The 18,871-nt window shown below is 72.5% G+C and carries 16 protein-coding genes, 2 rRNA genes and 1 pseudogene; 14 read left to right on the top strand and 5 right to left on the bottom strand.

The window, feature by feature from the left end; translation table 11 throughout:
* The 4 genes from QC385_RS37595 to QC385_RS37580 form a co-directional block, all read left to right on the top strand.
* Positions 1–105, top strand: a 23S ribosomal RNA gene (locus tag QC385_RS37595); the annotation flags it as partial.
* Between the two features lie 105 nt (positions 106–210).
* Positions 211–327: ribosomal RNA gene (gene rrf / locus QC385_RS37590) — 5S ribosomal RNA — on the top strand.
* Between the two features lie 216 nt (positions 328–543).
* A complete protein-coding gene (locus QC385_RS44390; RefSeq protein WP_443033087.1) occupies positions 544–1,845 on the top strand; it encodes a hypothetical protein in 1,302 nt (433 codons plus the stop codon).
* Positions 1,737–2,462 carry a tetratricopeptide repeat protein gene (locus QC385_RS37580; protein ID WP_279545890.1) on the top strand — a complete coding sequence of 242 codons (726 nt, stop codon included), beginning with the start codon at positions 1,737–1,739 and terminating at the stop codon, positions 2,460–2,462. Before QC385_RS44390 ends, QC385_RS37580 begins: the two co-directional genes overlap by 109 nt.
* Before the next feature lie 84 nt (positions 2,463–2,546).
* Here QC385_RS37580 and QC385_RS37575 read toward each other — a convergent pair whose 3' ends face one another.
* Complete coding sequence (locus tag QC385_RS37575; RefSeq protein WP_279545884.1) at positions 2,547–3,839, bottom strand: DUF1015 domain-containing protein; 1,293 nt, start codon at positions 3,837–3,839, stop codon at positions 2,547–2,549.
* A gap of 72 nt (positions 3,840–3,911) precedes the next feature.
* Here QC385_RS37575 and QC385_RS37570 point away from each other — a divergent pair, with 72 nt between their 5' ends.
* The 4 genes from QC385_RS37570 (at position 3,912) to QC385_RS37555 (ending at position 7,999) form a co-directional block, all read left to right on the top strand.
* Complete coding sequence (locus tag QC385_RS37570) at positions 3,912–4,943, top strand: HAD hydrolase-like protein (protein ID WP_279545883.1); 1,032 nt, start codon at positions 3,912–3,914, stop codon at positions 4,941–4,943.
* A 106-nt stretch (positions 4,944–5,049) separates the two neighbouring features.
* Positions 5,050–6,093, top strand: a complete 1,044-nt coding sequence (locus QC385_RS37565; RefSeq protein WP_279545882.1) for a FecCD family ABC transporter permease — start codon at positions 5,050–5,052, stop codon at positions 6,091–6,093.
* Positions 6,090–7,130 (top strand): FecCD family ABC transporter permease, encoded by a 1,041-nt coding sequence (locus tag QC385_RS37560; RefSeq protein ID WP_279545881.1) that lies wholly within the window; start codon positions 6,090–6,092, stop codon positions 7,128–7,130. Before QC385_RS37565 ends, QC385_RS37560 begins: the two co-directional genes overlap by 4 nt.
* Positions 7,127–7,999: an ABC transporter ATP-binding protein gene (locus QC385_RS37555; protein WP_279545880.1), complete on the top strand. Its 873-nt coding sequence runs from the start codon at positions 7,127–7,129 to the stop codon at positions 7,997–7,999. Before QC385_RS37560 ends, QC385_RS37555 begins: the two co-directional genes overlap by 4 nt.
* Here QC385_RS37555 and QC385_RS37550 read toward each other — a convergent pair.
* Positions 7,983–8,330, bottom strand: a complete 348-nt coding sequence (locus QC385_RS37550; RefSeq protein ID WP_279545879.1) for an SCP2 sterol-binding domain-containing protein — start codon at positions 8,328–8,330, stop codon at positions 7,983–7,985. The two genes, QC385_RS37555 and QC385_RS37550, sit on opposite strands and share 17 nt — an antisense overlap.
* 42 nt (positions 8,331–8,372) lie before the next feature.
* Between QC385_RS37550 and QC385_RS37545 the strand changes: the two genes are divergently transcribed.
* From QC385_RS37545 to QC385_RS37525, 5 genes are all read left to right on the top strand, one after another.
* Positions 8,373–8,672 (top strand): hypothetical protein, encoded by a 300-nt coding sequence (locus QC385_RS37545; protein WP_279545878.1) that lies wholly within the window; start codon positions 8,373–8,375, stop codon positions 8,670–8,672.
* 7 nt (positions 8,673–8,679) lie between these two features.
* Positions 8,680–9,495, top strand: coding sequence for a TlyA family RNA methyltransferase (locus QC385_RS37540; RefSeq protein WP_059416826.1), 816 nt, complete (start codon positions 8,680–8,682; stop codon positions 9,493–9,495).
* A complete protein-coding gene (locus tag QC385_RS37535; protein WP_279545877.1) occupies positions 9,492–10,397 on the top strand; it encodes an NAD kinase in 906 nt (301 codons plus the stop codon). The genes QC385_RS37540 and QC385_RS37535 overlap by 4 nt, the downstream gene beginning before the upstream one ends.
* Before the next feature lie 144 nt (positions 10,398–10,541).
* On the top strand, positions 10,542–12,284 hold the full coding sequence (gene recN, locus QC385_RS37530) for a DNA repair protein RecN (protein WP_279545876.1): 1,743 nt from the start codon (positions 10,542–10,544) through the stop codon (positions 12,282–12,284).
* Positions 12,285–12,492: 208 nt separating this feature from the next.
* Positions 12,493–13,638 carry a glycosyltransferase family 4 protein gene (locus QC385_RS37525; protein ID WP_279545875.1) on the top strand — a complete coding sequence of 382 codons (1,146 nt, stop codon included), beginning with the start codon at positions 12,493–12,495 and terminating at the stop codon, positions 13,636–13,638.
* Here QC385_RS37525 and QC385_RS37520 read toward each other — a convergent pair.
* Positions 13,635–15,293, bottom strand: coding sequence for a PucR family transcriptional regulator (locus tag QC385_RS37520; protein WP_279545874.1), 1,659 nt, complete (start codon positions 15,291–15,293; stop codon positions 13,635–13,637). The genes QC385_RS37525 and QC385_RS37520 overlap by 4 nt on opposite strands.
* 92 nt (positions 15,294–15,385) lie before the next feature.
* Between QC385_RS37520 and QC385_RS37515 the strand changes: the two genes are divergently transcribed.
* Entirely contained in the window at positions 15,386–16,342 is a 957-nt protein-coding gene (locus QC385_RS37515; protein ID WP_279545873.1) for an LLM class F420-dependent oxidoreductase, read from the top strand.
* Here the strand turns inward: QC385_RS37515 and QC385_RS37510 are convergent.
* Positions 16,329–16,620 (bottom strand): annotated as a pseudogene (locus tag QC385_RS37510) (BBE domain-containing protein); the annotation flags it as partial. The gene QC385_RS37515 and the pseudogene QC385_RS37510 sit on opposite strands and share 14 nt — an antisense overlap.
* 85 nt (positions 16,621–16,705) lie before the next feature.
* Complete coding sequence (locus QC385_RS37505) at positions 16,706–18,508, bottom strand: glycoside hydrolase family 15 protein (protein ID WP_279545889.1); 1,803 nt, start codon at positions 18,506–18,508, stop codon at positions 16,706–16,708.
* Positions 18,509–18,871 lie beyond the last annotated feature (363 nt).

The following is an 18,871-nucleotide window of genomic DNA, read 5'->3' as shown; positions in this document are numbered from 1 at the left end:
TAGAGAGGGTAAGGCTCCCAGTAGACGACTGGGTTGATAGGCCGGATATGGAAGCACGGTAACGTGTGGAGTTGACCGGTACTAATAGGCCGAGGGCTTGTCCTCAGTTGCTCGCGTCCACTGTGTTAGTTCTGAGACAACGAACAGTTGTCGGCTTTGAGCAGAACAAACAATTGAAGAGTGTGCTTGTTCGCTCGAAACCATTAGGGTTTCGGTGGTTATAGCGTAGGGGAAACGCCCGGTTACATTCCGAACCCGGAAGCTAAGCCTTACAGCGCCGATGGTACTGCAGGGGGGACCCTGTGGGAGAGTAGGACGCCGCCGAACAATCTTTGGAAGGACCCCTGGTCACCAGCGTTCAGCTGGGACCAGGGGTCCTTTTTGTTTTTGCACTGCGCGCTGGGCACCCGGCTGCGCGAGAATGACTTGCGGTACCGAAGACAGGAGTCACCATGTCCACCAACTCTCCCGACGACCGACCGGAGCGCGACCAGCAGCGACGGGAGGGGGACCGGAGCGACCGCGGTGGTCAGCGCGGGGACCGTGGAGACCGTGGCGGCTTCCGCGGCAGGGACGACCGTGGCGGCCGGAGCGACCGCGGGGAGCGTGGTGGCTTCCGGCGTGACGACAACCGTGGTGGTGACAACCGTGGTGGTGGCTACGGCCGGCGCGACGACCGCGACCGAGGGCCTCGCAGGGACGATCGCGACCGGGGAGATTCTCGGCGCGACGACCGTGGGGAGCGTCCCTCCTTCCGTCGTGATGATCGCGGGGAGCGTCCTCCGTTCCGTCGTGATGATCGCGGGGAGCGTCCTCCGTTCCGTCGTGATGACCGTGGGGAGCGTCCTCCGTTCCGTCGTGATGATCGTGGCGAGCGTCCCTCGTTCCGTCGTGATGACCGTGGGGAGCGTCCCCCGTTCCGTCGTGATGACCGTGGGGAGCGTCCCCCGTTCCGTCGCGACGACCGCGGTGACCGTCCCTCCTTCCGCCCTGACGACCGTGGCGAGCGGCGGGACGACCGGGGAGACAGGGGCGACCGGGGCGGTTTCCGGCGTGACGACAACCGTGGCGGCGGTTACGGCCGGCGCGACGACCGCCGGGACGATGCCCGACGCGGAAACGACGACCGTGGGCAGCGCGGTGGATTCCGACGGGATGACCGTCGGGACGACAGGCGCGACGACCGTCGCGGTGACAGGCGTGAGGGCGACCGTGGCGGATTCCCCCGCCGCGACGACCGCGGAGAGCGCCGGGACACCCGGGACCGTGGTTTCCGCGGTGATGACCGGGACCGCGGCTTCCGTGGCGACGACCGGGACCGTGGCTTCCGGAGCGACGGTGACCGTGGCGGATTCCGCGGTCGTGACGACCGACGGGATGACCGCCGCGATGAGCGACGGGATGACCGCCGTGACGACCGTCGTGGGGACGACCGTGGGGACCGTGGCGGTTTCCGGCGTGACGATGCCCCGCGGGGGCAGCGTGGGAGTTTCCGTCGGGACGACACCCGCGGTGATCGCGACACTCGCGATACCCGTGGCGACCGCGGCGACCGTGGTGGCTTCCGCGGCCGGGACGACCGTGGCGGCGGGCGTGGACCGCGCCGCGACGATCGCGGTGGGCGGCCCGGGGGCTTCCGGGGCCGTGATGACCGGCGCGACGACCGTCGGGACGACCGTCGTGGCGGCGGCCGGTTCCGTGACGAGCGCGAGCGGGACAGGGAGCCGATCAAGCGGCTGCCGATCCCCGAGGACGTCACGGGCGAAGAGATCGACAAGGACGTGCGGCAGGAGCTCCAGAGCCTGCCGAAGACGCTCGCGGACGATGTCGCGAAGAACCTGGTGATGGTCGCGCGGCTCCTCGACGAGGACCCCGAGGGCGCGTACGGCTACTCCAGGGTGGCGCTTCGGCTGGCGTCGCGTGTCGCCGCCGTGCGGGAGGCCGCCGGGTTCGCGTCGTACGCCAGCCAGAAGTACGGCGAGGCGCTGGCCGAGTTCCGGGCCGCCAAGCGGATGACCGGGAACATCGATCTGTGGCCTGTCATGGCCGACTGCGAGCGTGGGCTCGGGCGGCCGGAGAAGGCGCTGGACATGGCCGGTGCGCCCGAGGTGCACAAGCTCGACAAGGCCGGGCAGGTCGAGATGCGGCTCGTCGCGGCCGGTGCGCGGCGGGACATGGGGCAGCTGGACGCGGCCATCGTGACGCTTCAGAGCCCGGAGCTGGCCTCCAACTCCGTGCAGCCGTGGACCGCGCGGCTGCGGTACGCCTACGCCGACGCGCTGCTGGCGGCCGGGCGGGAAGGCGAGGCGCGGGAGTGGTTCGCCAAGGCCGTGGAGGCCGACCGGGACGGCAGCACGGACGCCTCGGACCGGCTCGCCGAACTGGACGGGGTGGAGTTCGTGGACGCCCTGGGCGAGGACGAGGGTGAGGGCGGCGACGCCGACGCGGAGGAGAAGGACTGACGTCGCGTAGACGTGGAGGGGGCGGATTCCGGTCGGGATCCGCCCCCTCTAGTGCGTAAGAACCAGCGCGTCAGAACCAGCGCGTCAGAAGTCCAGCGCGCGCAGGACCAGGCCGGAGGCCGGCTTCGGGCCGAACGACGTCGACTTGCGTGGCATGGTGACGCCCTGCCGGGCCAGGTCGCGGACGACCTCCTCGCGGACCGGGTGCATCAGAACGGCCGTGCCGCCGTCGCGTTCCGCCTTCCCCACCGTGGCGGCCGCGTCGTGGATGTAGGCGATGTGCGCGGGGGAGTCCTCGGGGATGTGCCAGACGTGGTCGAGGAGCGTGGCGTGCAGGACCGTCGCGTCGAGGGTGCGCCAGGCGGTGGGCCGGTCGGCGGGGACCGTGCGGGCCAGGAGATCCGGGTCCGGGCGGTCGACGAGGTGGAAGGAACCGTCGCCGGCGAGCAGGAACGCGTTGCCCTCGCAGGCCGCGTCCGCCAGTGCCTCCAGCGCCTCGGACAACGGGACTTGGAGGCCGCGCACGCGGAAGCGGCCGTCTAGGGCGGCCAGGGCGTCACCGACCGGCAGGTCGTGGAGGAGGCGGTGGATGGCGCGGACGCGGAGGGGGTAGCGGGCCGTGTCGACCAGGAGGACCAGGCCGTGGTCCCACGGGCTGGGGGACGGGTGCTCCGTGCGCAGGCGGCGGTAGGTCGCCCAGCGGTGGTGACCGTCGGCGATGAGGGCCTGGTGACGGGCCAGGTCGGTCTGGATCGTCGTCAGGTCGGCGGGGGCGGTGACCGACCACAGGCGGTGGCTGAAGCCGTCCTCCGTGGTGGTCGCGAGGAGCGGTGGCTGCTCGGCGGTCCGCTCGATCAGGTCCGCCATGGCGGTCGTCGAGTCGTCGCCGCGGTAGGTCAGCAGGAGGGGTTCGAGGTTCGCGGAGGTGGCCCGCATCAGGGCCGCGCGGTCGGCGACGACGTGCGGCATGACGTCCTCGTGCGGCAGCACCACCTGCTCGGCCGGGTCCGTCACGCGGAGGGCGCCGATGACGCCGCGTTGCAGCATGCCCTGGCCGTCCCGCTGCTCGTAGACGTACAGACCGGGATCCGGGTCGGTGGTCAGGACGCCCTCGGACAGCCAGCGGCGCAGGGTCTTGGCCGCCTGGTCGTTGCGGGTGCCGGGGGTGGCGGCCTGGGGGAGGATCAGCCGGACGATGTTGTACGGGTCGGCGGACTCGAGATGGTGCACTCCGTCGGGGCGGACGACGACGTCGTACGGCGGGGACGTCACTGCGGCCAGGCTGCCGACCCGGTCGGGGTCGTAGCGAAGGCCTCGGAACGGGGTGAGTTCCAGGCCTCGGCGCTCCGTTGCTTCCGAGTGACCTGCTGTGTTCATCCCGGCATCGTACGGGTGTCGGTGGCATGGGGGATGATCGGGGGAAAGCCGTCGAACGAGGAGCGATGCGGGATGAGCCGAAGCGTCAGGACGAGGCCCGAGGGCAGTGGGCAGGCCCTGAGCGAGGCGTACGACACGGCGCTGCTCGATCTGGACGGTGTCGTGTACGCGGGCGGGAGCGCGATCGCGTACGCGGTCGAGTCGCTGGCCACGGCCCGGACGGGCGGGATGCGTCTGGCGTACGTCACCAACAACGCGCTGCGGACTCCCGACACGGTCGCCGGGCACCTGACCGAGCTGGGCATACCGACGGGCGCGGACGATGTCATCACCTCGGCGCAGGCGGTCGCGCGGCTGATCAGCGAGCAGGTGCCGCAAGGCGCCCGTGTGCTGGTGATCGGCGGTGACGGGCTGCGGGTGGCGCTGCGTGAGCGCGGGCTCGTGCCCGTGGAGTCGGCGGACGACGATCCGGCGGCGGTGGTGCAGGGGTACGGCGGTCCGGAGCTGCCGTGGGGCCGTTTCGCGGAGGCCAGTTACGCCGTCGCGCGCGGTGTGCCCTGGTTCGCCTCGAACACCGACCTGACGATTCCGAGCGGGCGGGGGATCGCGCCGGGCAACGGCGCTGCGGTGGAGGTCGTGCGGATCGCCACGGGTGCCGAGCCTCAGGTCGCGGGCAAGCCGCTGCCGCCGATGCACCGGGAGACCATCCTGCGGACCGGGGCCGAGCGGCCGTTGGTCGTCGGGGACCGGCTGGACACGGACATCGAGGGCGCGTTCAACGGGGACGTCGACTCGCTGCTCGTGCTGACCGGCGTGACCGACGGCGCGCAGCTGCTGGCCGCGCCGCCGCAGCACCGGCCGACGTATGTGGACGCCGATCTGCGCGGGATGCTCTGTGGTCAGCCGGAGGTCGCCGCGGCGGACGACGGCGGATTCCGGTGCGGTGGCTGGACGGCGACGGCCGGTGCGGACCGGCTGGAGCTCGACGGGGACGGCGAGGCGCTGGACGGGCTGCGCGCGCTGTGTGCCGCTGCGTGGACGGCCGCCGGTGCGGGTGTGTGCGAGCTGGACGGGGGGAAGTCACTGGCGAGGCTGGGTCTTTGAGTGACGGTTGGATCCGTGGTTCCCGGGCACGCTCCGGCCGGGCGTGCGTTGCGGCGGCCGGGCTCCGGATCGAGGTCGAATGGCAGGGTAGGCTAACCTAACTTGCGTGTTGGTCGACAGTCCCCCTGAACAGCGCGCGGAGACCGCCCCCGCGCCCCCGACCCGACGGGCGATACGGGCCTTCGGGCTCCTCCTGGCCGTCGCGATCCTGGTGCTCGTCGCGCTGGCGAGTATCGCGATCGGAGCGAAAGAGCTGTCCCTCGGGCAGGTCTGGCACGGCTTGTTCGAGGACTCGGGGACGTACGGCGACGTCGTCGTCGCGGAGCGGCTGTCGCGGACCGTGCTCGGGCTGCTCGCCGGCGCCGCACTCGGCCTGGCCGGGGCGGTTCTCCAGGCGCTCACGCGCAACCCGCTGGCCGACCCGGGTCTGCTCGGCATCAACGCGGGCGCGTCCGCCGCGGTCGTCACGGCCGTCACGTTCCTCGGGATCACCTCGCTCAGCGGCTACGTCTGGTTCGCGTTCTTCGGCGCGGCCGCGGTCGGGGCGCTGGTGTGGTTCCTCGGCGGCAGCCGGGGCGCGACGCCGGTGCGGCTCGCGCTCGCCGGTACGGCGATCAGCGCCGCCCTCTACGGCTACCTCCAGGCCGTGATGATCATGGACGACGCGGCGCTCGGCAAGATGCGGTTCTGGACGGTCGGTTCGCTGTCCGCGGCGAACGACTCGACCATCCGGCAGGTCCTGCCGTTCCTGCTGGTCGGCATGGTTCTGGCGCTGGCCCTGTCCCGGCCGCTCAACGCCATGGCCATGGGCGACGACACCGCCAAGGCGCTCGGCGCCAACCTGAACCGGACGCGGGCGCTGTCCATGCTGGCCGCGACCGTGCTGTGCGGGGCGGCGACCGCGGCCTGCGGGCCGATCGTGTTCGTCGGGCTGATGGTTCCGCACGTCGTGCGTTCCTTCACCGGGCCCGATCTGCGCTGGATCCTGCCGTACGCGGCGATCCTGTCGCCCGTGCTGCTGCTCGGCGCCGACGTCATCGGCCGGATCGTGGCCCGGCCGGCGGAACTCCAGGTGGGCATCATCACCGCGATCCTCGGCGGACCGGTGTTCATCTATCTCGTACGACGGCGGAGGACGGCCCAGCTGTGAAGACCACCAACCGTGCTGTGAGGACCCCGGGCGGGCTCTCCGTGCGCCTGGACGTGCGGGCCTTCACCGTCGTGTTCCTGCTGCTGGTCGCGGCGCTCACGGCGAGCGTCGTGCTCATCGGCACCGGCGACTTCCCGATCCCGGCTGCCGACGTACTGCGGACGCTGTTCGGCGAGGGCAACGCGGGCCAGGAGTTCATCGTCAACGAACTGCGGCTGCCGCGCGTCCTGGTCGGGCTGCTGGTCGGCGCCTCGCTCGGACTCGGCGGCGCGCTGTTCCAGTCCATCTCCCGCAACCCGCTGGGCAGTCCGGACGTGCTGGGCCTCGGACAGGGGGCGACGGCCGGCGCGCTCACGGTGATCGTGCTGTTCTCCGGGAGCGCGAACCAGGTCGCCGCCGGCGCGCTGGTGGGCGGTCTGGTGACCGGCCTCGCCATCTACGTGCTCGCCTGGAAGCGGGGCGTGCACGGATACCGGCTGGTGCTGGTGGGTATCGGCGTCTCCGCGATCGTCACGGCGGTCAACGGCTACCTGCTCACCAAGTCCGACATCGTGGACGCGGCCCGCGCCGTCGTGTGGATGACCGGATCCCTCGACGGCCGTGACTGGGCCCAGGTCTGGCCGCTGCTCGGGCTGTGCGCCGTCCTCGTGCCGCTCGTCCTGTGCAACGCGCGCGGTCTGCGGATGATGGAGATGGGCGACGACGTGTCGTACGCCCTCGGGGTGCGGGTCGAGCGCGTGCGGCTGCTGCTGATGGTGGCGGCCGTGCTGCTGACCGCGTCCGCGACCGCCGCCGCCGGTCCCGTCAGCTTCGTCGCGCTCACCGCGCCGCAGCTGGCCCGGCGCCTGACCCGTGCGCCCGGCCCGAACCTGCTGGCCTCCGTGAGCATGGGCGCCGCCCTGCTGGTCGTCGCCGACTGGCTCTCGCAGCGGGCGTTCGGCGCCGAGCAGTTGCCCGTGGGCGTGGTCACCGGCGTGCTCGGCGGCGTCTATCTGCTGTGGCTGCTGGTCACCGAACGCAAGGCGGGCCGGATATGAGCAAGAACCGAAGGAGCACCGTGAACCGTCTGTCCGCCGAGAACGTCACCCTCGCCTACGACCAGCGGGTGATCGCCGAGCAACTGTCGGTGGAGGTACCCGACAACTCCTTCACCGTGATCGTCGGCCCCAACGCGTGTGGCAAGTCGACGTTGCTGCGGGCGCTGTCGCGGATGCTCAAGCCCAGCGAGGGCCGGGTGCTGCTCGACGGCCAGACCATCCAGTCGATGCCCGCGAAGAAGGTCGCGCGGACCCTCGGTCTGCTGCCCCAGTCGTCCATCGCGCCCGACGGCATCACCGTCGGCGATCTGGTGGGCCGGGGCCGGTACCCGCACCAGGGCATCCTGCGCCAGTGGTCGACCGAGGACGAGCGGGTCGTCCAGGAGTCGATGCGGCAGACCGGCGTCGCCGAGCTGGCCGACCGGTACGTCGACGAGCTCTCGGGCGGTCAGCGCCAGCGCGTGTGGATCGCCATGGCACTCGCCCAGCAGACACCGCTGCTGCTGCTCGACGAGCCGACGACGTTCCTGGACATCCAGCACCAGATCGACGTCCTGGACCTGTGCGCGGAGCTGCACGAGGAACAGGGGCGCACGCTCGTCGCCGTGCTGCACGACCTGAACCACGCCGCCCGCTACGCCACGCACCTCATCGCCCTGCGCGAGGGCCGGATCATCGCCGAGGGCCCGCCGAAGGACATCGTCACGGCCGGCCTGGTGGAGGAGGTGTTCGGTCTGCGCTGCCAGGTCATCGACGACCCGGAGACGGGCACGCCGCTGGTCGTGCCGGCGGCGCGGAAGGCACGCGTCGGAGCGGGGGCCGGGGCGGGGACCGGGGCCGGGAAGGCGGTCGCTACAGAAGCTTCCTGAGCTGGAGCAGGTCCCGCACGCCCGCGTTCAGTTTCACCCGGCCCGAGCCCCAGGCCTTGGCGAAGTTCAGTTCGCCGTCGACCAGGGCGACCAGGTCGTCACCGGTCATGGCCAGTCTGATCTCGGCCTTGTCGGGCGGCGGTCCCTGGACCGTGTCGCGCACGACGATCCGCCCGCCCTGCATCCGGCCGACGAAGGTGACGTCCAGGTCCGTGATGTGGCAGCTCACGGAACGGTCCAGGGCTGCGGCCTCGCGGACGTTCCCCTCAGCGTGCTGCATGTTGTCGGAGAGCTTGTCGAGTGCGCTGCGGCACTCCTCGATCGTGGCCATCGCGGTCGACGGTACCGCAGCGGTTCGCGGTAGCGTCGGGGCATGGACGACGCAGTTCCCGAGACCCCGGCGGTGGCGGAGGACGAGCCCGCCTCCGAGCCCGCTCCCGATCCCGGGTACGACCCCGCCTCTCCCGCCCCGCTGAACGTGCCCCGCACGCCCACCGGTGACGCCGACGTGGACGCGGCCCTGGACCGGCTCGGCGACGCCGACCACCTCGCCACGGACGGACACCTCGAGGTGTACGAGGATGTACACCGGGGGCTGCGCGACGCGCTCACCGCGCTCGACGCCCGCCCGGGACCTCCGGTGCCCCCGTCGCAGCACGGACCGAGGAGCTGAACCGAACGTGGCAGGAGTCGCACGCCGCCGTCTCGACGCGGAGCTGGTCCGCCGGAAGCTCGCGCGCTCGCGCGAGCATGCCGGCCAGCTGATCGCCGCCGGGCGGGTCTCCGTCGGCAAGACCGTCGCGACCAAACCCGCCACGCAGGTGGAGACCGCGGCCGCGATCGTCGTGGCGGCCGACGAGAACGACCCCGACTACGTGTCGCGCGGCGGCCACAAGCTCGCCGGCGCGCTGACGGCGTTCCTGCCGCAGGGCCTGGTCGTCGAGGGGCGCAGGGCGCTCGACGCCGGCGCGTCCACCGGCGGTTTCACCGATGTCCTGCTGCGGGCGGGCGCCGCCCATGTCGTCGCCGTGGACGTCGGATACGGACAACTCGCATGGTCTCTGCAAAAGGATGAACGCGTCACCGTCAAGGACCGTACGAACGTACGCGAATTGACACTTGAAGAGATCGATGGGGAGCCTGTGGATCTTGTCGTGGGGGATCTGTCCTTCATCCCGCTCGGGCTGGTCCTCCCAGCCCTGGTGCGGTGCGTGAAGCCGGACGCGGACCTGGTGATGATGGTCAAGCCGCAGTTCGAGGTGGGGAAGGAGCGGCTGGGCAGCGGGGGAGTCGTACGCAGCCCCCAACTGCGGGCCGAAGCGGTGACGGGGGTGGCCCAGAAGGCCTGGGGACTGGGGCTCGGGGTGAAGGGTGTGACGGCCAGTCCGCTGCCCGGGCCGTCGGGGAATGTCGAATACTTTTTGTGGCTGCGGGCCGGGGCACCGGAACTGGACCCGGCCGATGTCGACCGTGCAGTGGCGGAGGGGCCCCGTTGACCGATAACCGAGCTCGTACAGTTTTCCTGCTCGCCCACACGGGGCGGCCCGCCGCCGTGCGCAGTGCCGAGCTCGTGGTGAAGGGGCTGCTGCGCTCAGGTCTCGGCGTGCGGGTCCTGGCGGCCGAGGCGCGTGACCTGCCGCTGCCGGACGAGGTGGAGCTGGTCAAGGAGGCCACTCCGCAGTGCCTCGACGGGTGCGAGCTGCTCATCGTGCTGGGCGGTGACGGCACACTGCTGCGCGGTGCCGAGTTCGCGCGGGCGTCGGGCGTGCCGATGCTCGGCGTCAACCTCGGGCGGGTCGGGTTCCTCGCGGAGGCCGAGCGGGACGACCTCGACAAGGTCGTCGACCGGGTGGTGAGCAAGGCGTACGAGGTCGAGGAGCGGATGACCGTCGACGTCGTGGTGCACCGCAACGGGGACATCGTGCACACGGACTGGGCGCTGAACGAGGCGGCCGTTCAGAAGGTGTCCGCCGAGCGGATGCTGGAGGTCGTCCTGGAGATCGACGGGCGGCCGGTGACGGGGTTCGGCTGTGACGGGATCGTGTGCGCGACGCCCACGGGGTCGACCGCGTACGCGTTCTCCGCGGGTGGGCCGGTGGTGTGGCCGGAGGTCGAGGCGCTGTTGATGGTGCCGATCTCGGCGCATGCCTTGTTCGCGAAGCCGTTGGTGACATCGCCGGATTCTGTGTTGGCTGTGGAGGTTCTGCCACACATTCCGCCGGGGGTTCTGTGGTGTGACGGGCGGCGGACGGTGGAGTTGCCGCCCGGCGCCAGGGTGGAGGTGCGGCGGGGGGCTGTGCCGGTGCGGCTGGCTCGGTTGCATCATGCGTCCTTCACCGACCGGTTGGTGGCCAAGTTTGCGCTGCCTGTTTCCGGGTGGCGGGGGGCGCCTCACTAGCGGTTTGCGGGGGATGGTTGCTCGTCCTCGGCGGGTGCGGGTCCGCTGTGGCTGGTCGCGCAGTTCCCCGCGCCCCTTGAGGTCCGTATCCACCCGCGTGGGTGACAGAGGCGGGCCAGTCGCAATTGCTTGCCCGGACCTCGTATGGTCGTGTCCGTGTTGGAGGAGATGCGGATACGGTCGCTCGGCGTGATCGACGACGCTGTTGTCGAGCTGTCGCCCGGGTTCACCGCGGTCACCGGTGAGACGGGTGCGGGCAAGACCATGGTGGTCACGAGCCTCGGGCTGCTGCTGGGCGGGCGCGCGGATCCGGCGCTCGTGCGGATCGGGGCCGGGAAGGCGGTCGTGGAGGGGCGGATCACCGTCCCCGACGACGCCACGGCCGCCGTACGCGCCGAGGAGGCCGGGGCCGAGCTCGACGACGGGGCGCTGCTGATCAGCCGTACCGTTTCCGCCGAGGGGCGCTCGCGGGCGCACCTGGGCGGGCGCAGCGTGCCCGTGGGGGTGCTCGCCGAGCTCGCCGACGAGCTGGTGGCCGTGCACGGGCAGACCGACCAGCAGGGGCTGCTCAAGCTGTCCCGGCAGCGGCAGGCGCTCGACCGGTACGCGGGCGACGCCGTCGCCGTGCCGCTGGCCAAGTACGGCGAGGCGTACAAGCGGCTGCGGGCCGTCTCCGCCGAGCTCGACGAGATCACCACGCGCGCGCGTGAACGGGCCCAGGAGGCCGACATGCTGCGCTACGGGCTCGACGAGATCGCCGCCGTCGAGCCCCGGGCCGGTGAGGACGTGGAGCTGGCCGAGGAAGCCGAGCGCCTCGGGCACGCCGAGGCGCTGGCGTCCGCCGCCGCGGTCGCGCACGCCGCGCTCGCGGGCAATCCGGAGGACCCCGAGGGCGTCGACGCCGGGACGCTCGTCGCGGGCTCGCAGCGGGCCCTGGACGCCGTACGGTCGCACGACCCGGCGCTGGCCGCGCTCGCCGACCGCATCGGGGAGATCGGGATCCTGCTGCGCGACGCGGCCGGGGACCTGGCCGGGTACGCCGACGACCTGGACGCCGATCCGCTGCGGCTGGCGGCCGTCGAGGAGCGGCGGGCCGCGCTGACCGGGCTGACGCGGAAGTACGGCGAGGACATCGCCGCCGTGCTGGCCTGGGCCGAGCGGAGTGCCGCGCGGCTGACCGAACTCGACGGCGACGACGAGCGGATCGGGGAACTGACCGCCGAGCGGGACGCGCTGCGGGAGGAACTGGGCGGGCTCGCACAGGCGTTGACGGATGCGCGGACGGAGGCCGCCGATCGGTTCGCGGCTGCCGTGACCGCCGAGCTGGCCTCGCTCGCCATGCCGCACGCGCGCGTGTCCTTCGACATCCGTCAGACCGAGGACCCCGACGGCGTCGAGGTCGGCGGACGGCCCGTCGCCTACGGGCCCGCGGGTGCCGACGAGGTCGAGCTGCTGCTGGCCCCGCACCCGGGTGCGCCCGCGCGGCCGATCGCCAAGGGCGCGTCCGGCGGTGAGCTCTCCCGCGTGATGCTGGCGGTGGAGGTCGTGTTCGCGGGGACGGATCCCGTGCCGACGTATCTCTTCGACGAGGTCGACGCCGGTGTCGGCGGCAAGGCGGCGGTCGAGATCGGCCGGCGGCTCGCGCGTCTGGCGAAGACCGCCCAGGTCGTGGTCGTGACCCATCTCCCGCAGGTCGCCGCCTTCGCCGACCGGCAGTTGCTGGTCGAGAAGACGAACGACGGGTCGGTCACCCGTTCCGGTGTGAAGGTGCTGGAAGGGGAGGAGCGGGTCCGGGAGCTGTCCCGGATGCTCGCCGGCCAGGAGGACTCGGAGACGGCCCGGGCGCACGCGGAGGAGCTGCTGGCGACGGCTCGGGCGGATCTGTAGGGAGGAGCGGGCGCGTCTGTCGGGAGAAGCGCCGATCTTCACTCGTGTGGGTGACCCGGCCCGGCGCATCCCCCCGATGCCGCGCCCCACGGTCGCGCCGCCGGGCTTCGGGCGTTCCCGGAACCCGCATATGTCCTGGCATCCTTGGCGGAGTACGCGCGGGAATCCTGCGCGGTGACCGCCCGACCCGAACCAGGAGCCCGGCCACGTGACCCCCGTGAGCAGCCACTCACCGCATGGCCAGTCGCCGTTGCGCACCGTGCAGGTGCTGGGCGGAGGCAACGCGGCCAGCAGTGCGCATGTGCGTTCCCTGACCGCGGGGCTCGTCGCGAGGGGCGTGAAAGTCACGGTATGCGCTCCCTGTGAGGCGGATCGCTCCTACGACTTCAGTGGCGTCGGGGCCGACCATGTGCACGTGCCGCGCAGCAGTGACCCGGTGTCGGTGGCGGCCCTGCGGGCGGCCTGTGCCGACGCCGATCTGGTGCACGCGCACGGGCTGCACGCCTCGTTCCGTACCGTGCTCGCTCTCAGCGGGCGGCGCGTGCGGACTCCGCTCGTCGTGACGTGGCACGACCGGGCGCACGCCGACGGGGCCCGCGCCCATCTGCTGCGGGTCCTGGAGCGGCGGGTCGTGAAGGCGGCCACCGTGGTGCTGGGGACGACCTCGGCCCTCGTGGACCGGGCGCGGCGGACCGGAGCGCGGGACGCGCGGCTCGCGGCCGTCGCCCTGCCCGGCCCCCGCGGGCCCGTGGAGCCCGACGACCCCGACCGGCTGCGGCCCAAGGTGCGCGCCGAACTCGGCGCGATCGGGCGGCCGTTGCTGATGGCCGTCGGTTCCCTGGAGCGGCACCGCGGGTACGACGTGCTGCTGGACGCCGCGCGCGCGTGGCGCCGGCTCGATCCCGTGCCCCTGGTCGTGATCGCGGGCGAGGGGCCGCTGCGCGGCGAACTCCAGGAGCGGATCGAGGGCGAGGGGCTGCCCGTCCGGCTCATCGGGCGGCGCGACGACATCACCGACCTGCTCTCCGCCGCCGACCTCGCCCTGCTGCCGAGCCGGTGGGAGGAGGCACGCTCCGTCCTCGCCCAGGAGGCCCTCCACGCGCGCGTGCCGCTCGTCGCGACCGACGTCGGCGGCATCCCCGAACTCGTCGGTGACGCGGCCGAACTCGTCCCGCCCGGGAACGCCGAGGCGTTCGCCGGCACCGTCGTACGCCTGCTCGGCGACCCCGAACGCCGGGAACTGCTGAAGGCCAAGGGCGCCCGGCAGGCGGCGACCTGGCCGAGCGAGGACGAGACGGTCGCCCAAGTCCTCAGCGTGTACGACGAGTTGACCCAGCTCAGGCCCCTGGCCTAGAGCGCCTCGGGGCTCTGGAGGACGTGCCTGCGGGCCCGCAGGGCCAGGCTCAGGGCCAGTACCGTCTGCGGGTCGTCGAGGTCCGTGCCCAGCAACTCCCCGATGCGCGCCAGGCGGTTGTAGAGGGTCTGCCGGTTGAGGTGGAGCTCCCGGGCCGTCTCCGCCTTGCGGCCCGCATGGGCGAGGTAGGTCGACAGGGTGGGCAGCAGCGGCGGCCGGGAGCGCCGGTCGTGCTCCAGGAGCGGGCCGAGGGCCCGGTCGACGAAGGCGGCCAGGTCCGGATGGCCGCGCAGCCGCCACACCAGCAGATCGATGTCCAGGCGCCGGGCGTCGTACCAGGGCCGGTCCGGCAGGCCCTGGGCCGCCGTGGCCGTCTCGGCGGCGTGCCGCAGGCCCGAGGCCGCAGCCGTCCAGCCGCCGGCCACGCCCACGACCACCACGGGAGGCGCGCCCGGCCGCAGCATCCCGGCTCGCTCCACACCGGCCCGCAGCGCCGCCGCGACCCGGTCCGCGACCGTCGCCCGCTCCGGTTCCGAGCGCAGCCCCAGCAGGACCAGCAGCCGGCTCTCGACCGGCCGTACCCCGAGCAGCGCCGGCACGCCCACCGAGGCCAGTTCCTCGGACACCGCCCGGGCCAGCACCGCCCAGCCTCCCCCCGGAGACAGGGCGTCCCCGAGCCGCATGACGACCGGCAGCAGCGGGCCGTCGCCCGGCCGGAAGCCCAGCACGCGCGCCTGCGCCGGGGCGTCCTCCGCCGTGACCCGGCCCTCGGCGAGGTCCGTGAGGAAGTCGCCGCGTCCGCGCGCCGCGAGCTCCTCCTCCTGCCGTGCCTGCATCAGCACCACGGCCAGGATGCCCGCGGCCCGTTCCGCCGCCATCCGGTGCACCGGCGCCAGGGAAGCCCGCACCGGAAGCAGGACGAGGCGGGCGCGGACGCCCCCGCTGCCGGGCCCGCCGCCCGGCACGTCCACCAGGACCGAGCCCGCGAGCGGCGGCTCGTCCTTGTGCTGGCCGCGCAGTCCCTCCCACACCTGGAGCGGATCGGCGCCCTCGGGACCGGCCCCGGCCGCGTACAGCAACTGTCCGTCCGCCGTCTCCAGGAAGACGGGGTTGCCGCCGAAGTCGGCCAGGATGCCCAGGACTTGGGGCACCCCGCCGCCGCCCAGCAGGGCCTGGGTACACCGCCGGTGCACCTCCTCGGCCCGCTGGAGCAGCGCGTAGTGGCCGTTGACGATCTCGGTGTGGATCTCCTCCGTGACCGTGACGAACGGCACCTCGCGGTGCAGCTGGACGAGCGGCAGCCCGGCCGAACGGGCCGTGTCGACCAGGGCGGCGGGCAGCCGGGTGAAGCGCGGGCCGAGTTCCACGACCAGGGCCGCGATGCCGCGCTCGGCCAGCGTGCGCACGAACGCCCGCTGTTCGGCCGGGCGGGCGCCGAGTCCGTAGCCCGTGGTCAGCAGCAGCTCGCCGCCCTTGAGCAGCGAGGCGATGTGCGGCACCTCCCCAGCGTGCACCCAGCGCACGGTCCGCCCGAGCCGGTCGGCGCCCGCCAGCACCTCGGGCAGCCCGCTGCGCAGCCCCGGCAGCTCCAGTGCCCGCTGCACGGTGATCCCGGCGCCCTGGGGGTCGTAACCGCTGTCCGTCCCGCTGTCCATGTGCCGGACGCTACCCGCGCGGGTGCCTCCCGGACATCTCGTGGACGACGGAGTGGGGAGTACGCCGGGGACGACCGGGTACGGGCGCGGTCATGAACATCAGCGTGGTCGCCGTAGGGCGGGAGGACGACAGTCCGGTCGAGGAGCCGTTGCGGGTGGCGGTGCTCGCCGACCGGCTCGGGTACCGGGAGGTGTGGGCGGGCGAAGGACCGACGTGGGACTCGTTCGTCCTGGCGACGGCGATCGGTGCGGCCACCGGGCAGGCGACGCTGACGGCCGGGCCCGTGCCGGTGTCGGTGCGCGACCCGCTCACCATCGTCCGGGGCGCCGCGTCCACCGCGGCCGTCACCGGCCGGCCGGTCGGCGTGGCCCTGGGCACGTCCAGCAAGCGGGTCGTCGAGGGCGTGCACGGCCGGCCGCGGACCCGGCCCGCCGCCGCCCTCGCGGAGTCGGCGGCGGCCGTACGCGCACTGATGCACGGCGCGCCGGGCGAGCCGATCGTTCCCGGCAGTGGCTTCCCGCGCCGGCTGCGGCCGCCCGGAGGCGAGGTGACCGTCGCGGCGTTCGGCGAGCGCGCGATCACCGCCGCGGTGGAGCACGCCGACCGGATGCTGCTCGACCTCGTCTCCCCCGAGCAGGTCCGAGTGCTGCGGGCCCGGATGCTCGCCGCGGCCGAGCGGGCCGGGCGTACACCGCCGCGGCTGGCCGCCTGGCTGCCCGCCGCCGTGGACCCGGAGCCGGAGACGCTCACGCAGGTCCTGCGCAGTGTCGTCGGCTATCTCGCCGTGCCGGGCTACAGCGACATGTTCGTCGAGGCGGGGCTCGCCGCGGTCGTCGAACTGGCCGCCAAGGGAGCCGACCGGGAGACCCTGCTGCGGGCCCTGCCACCCGAGGCCGCGAACACGGTCGCCCTCGTCGGCGATATCGGCACCGTCCGCGCCCGCATGGACGCCTACGCCGAAGCCGGCCTCGACGAGATCGCCCTGGTCCCGGCCACGGCGGGCGACCCGGCGGGGGAGCGGACGCTCACGGCCCTCAGGCCGGCGTGATGTCGTGGTTGAAGCGGAACACGTTGTCCGGGTCGTAACGCCGCTTCAGCTCCGCCGGCCGCCGGGTGTTCTCGACGCCCAGGCCGGCGACCACCCGCTCGGTGCCCTCGCCGCCGATGAAGTTCAGGTGGACCGCGCCGGGGCTCCACGGCCGTTACGTCTGCGCGCACGTCCCGCACCCACCGCACGCACCGCTCGTCGTCCGCCGGGTCCGCCCAGATGCCGAAGGGATGCACCGCCCAGGACGCGTCCCGGTAGGGCACCGGATACTCGCCCGGCGAACGACGACGCGCAGATCCAGCCCCCCGGCGAACCGCACGGCCGGCACGACGTCGTCCTCGTCTGCGGACCGGACGGACTCGATCAGCCCCCGTAGGCCCCCGAAGCCGTCAGGCGCAGCGCGGTGTCGATGAGCGGCACGTGGCTGAACGCCTGCGGGAAGTTGCCGACCTGGCGCTGGAGGTGCGGGTCCCACTCCTCCGCCAGCAGGCCGAGGTCGTTGCGCAGCGACAGCAGCTTCTCGAACAGCTTGCGGGCCTCGTCCACGCGGCCGATCATCGCCAGGTCGTCGGCCATCCAGAACGAGCAGGCGAGGAACGCGCCCTCGTCGCCGGGCAGGCCGTCCACGCCCTCGTTGTCGCCCTGCGTCGGGTAGCGCAGGATGAAGCCGTCCGGCGTGGACAGCTCCCGCTGGATCGCCTCGATGGTGCCGATCACGCGCTTGTCGTCCGGCGGCAGGAAGCCCATCTGCGGGATCAGCAGCAGCGACGCGTCCAGCTCCTTTGAGCCGTACGACTGCGTGAAGGTGTTGCGTTCCTTGTCGTAACCCTTCTCGCACACGTCACGGTGGATGTCGTCGCGCAGTTCCTTCCACCGCTCCAGCGGGCCGTCGGCGTCGCCGGACTCGATCAGCTTGATCGTGCGGTCGACGGCGACCCAGGCCATCACCTTGGAGTGCACGAAGTGGCGGCGCGGGCCGCGCACCTCCCAGATGCCCTCGTCCGGGTCCTGCCAGTGGTCCTCCAGGTAGCGGATCAGCTTCAGCTGGAGCAGCGAGGCGTAGTCGTTGCGCGCGAGACCCGTCATGTGGGCCAGGTGCAGGGCCTCGGTGACCTCGCCGTAGACGTCCAGCTGGAGCTGGTGCGCGGCGCCGTTGCCGACCCGGACCGGGGTGGAGTTCTCGTAGCCCGGCAGCCAGTCCAGCTCCGCCTCGCCGAGCTCGCGCTCGCCGGCGATGCCGTACATGATCTGGAGGTTCTCCGGGTCGCCGGCCACGGCCCGCAGCAGCCACTCGCGCCAGGCGCGGGCCTCCTCGCGGTAGCCGGTGCGCAGCAGCGAGGACAGGGTGATCGCCGCGTCCCGGAGCCAGGTGTAGCGGTAGTCCCAGTTGCGGACGCCGCCGATGTCCTCCGGCAGTGAGGTGGTCGGCGCGGCGACGATGCCGCCGGTCGGGGCGTACGTCAGGGCCTTCAGCGTGATCAGCGAGCGGACGACGGCCTCCCGGTAGGGGCCGTGGTACGTGCAGTGGTCGACCCACTCGCGCCAGAAGTCCTCCGTCGCCTCCAGCGACTGCTCCGGCTCGGGCAGCGGCGGCGGCTCCTTGTGCGAGGGCTGCCAGGAGATCGTGAACGCGATCCGGTCACCCGGGGCGACCGTGAAATCCGCGTACGTCGTCAGCGACTTGCCGTACGTCTCGGCGGATGTGTCGAACCACACGGAGTCGGGGCCCGCCACGGCCACCGTGCGCCCCTCGTGCTTGTGCACCCACGGCACCACCCGCCCGTAGGAGAACCGCATCCGCAGGGCCGAGCGCATCGGCACGCGGCCCGAGACGCCCTCCACGATCCGGACCAGCTGCGGGGCGCCGTCACGCGGCGGCATGAAATCGGTCACCCGGACCGTGCCCCGCTGGGTGTCCCACTCGGACTCCAGGATCAGCGAGTCACCGCGGTAACTGCGCCGGGCCGCGGTGGGCGGCTGCTGGTCGGAGGCGTACGCGGGCCCGAGCCGCCAGAAGCCGTGCTCCTCGTTGCCCAGCAGGCCGGCGAAGATGGCGTGCGAGTCGAAGCGGGGCAGGCACAGCCAGTCCACCGTGCCGTCCCGGCAGACCAGGGCAGCGGTCTGCATGTCTCCGATGAGTGCGTAGTCTTCGATGCGCCCGGCCACGTGCAACTCCAGTCGAACGGCCACGTCACCCCGCAAGGGGGCTGTCGCTAGTGCGGTCAAGGGGGATTTTCAGCAAGTGTTGCAATTCGTCGTTGAGCGATGAAGCAAAACAGGTCACTCAGCCGTGATGCAAAGCGCCAATTGTTGCTCAACGAACTGACGAGCTCACGTTGTTCCGGTACTTACGGGCGGGGGGTGGTGCCGTTGGGCCGGCGGGCTCGGCAGCGAGTGTCCGAGCAGGATACGACGCACGCCGATGTTCCGGGTGCCCCTCCAGGCAAGGCGAGTACGCCGAACGAGTGAGCAACGGGTGAGAGACCCGTGAGGGCCACCGTATCCGTGTCGGCGCGTGCGCGGAGCGTG

It is taken from the genome of Streptomyces sp. DH10 (genome assembly GCF_029813805.1).
GTDB lineage: Bacteria > Actinomycetota > Actinomycetes > Streptomycetales > Streptomycetaceae > Streptomyces > Streptomyces coeruleofuscus.
The sequence above is the reverse complement of the archived record's forward strand: the minus strand, read 5'-3'. Positions and strand labels throughout refer to the sequence as shown.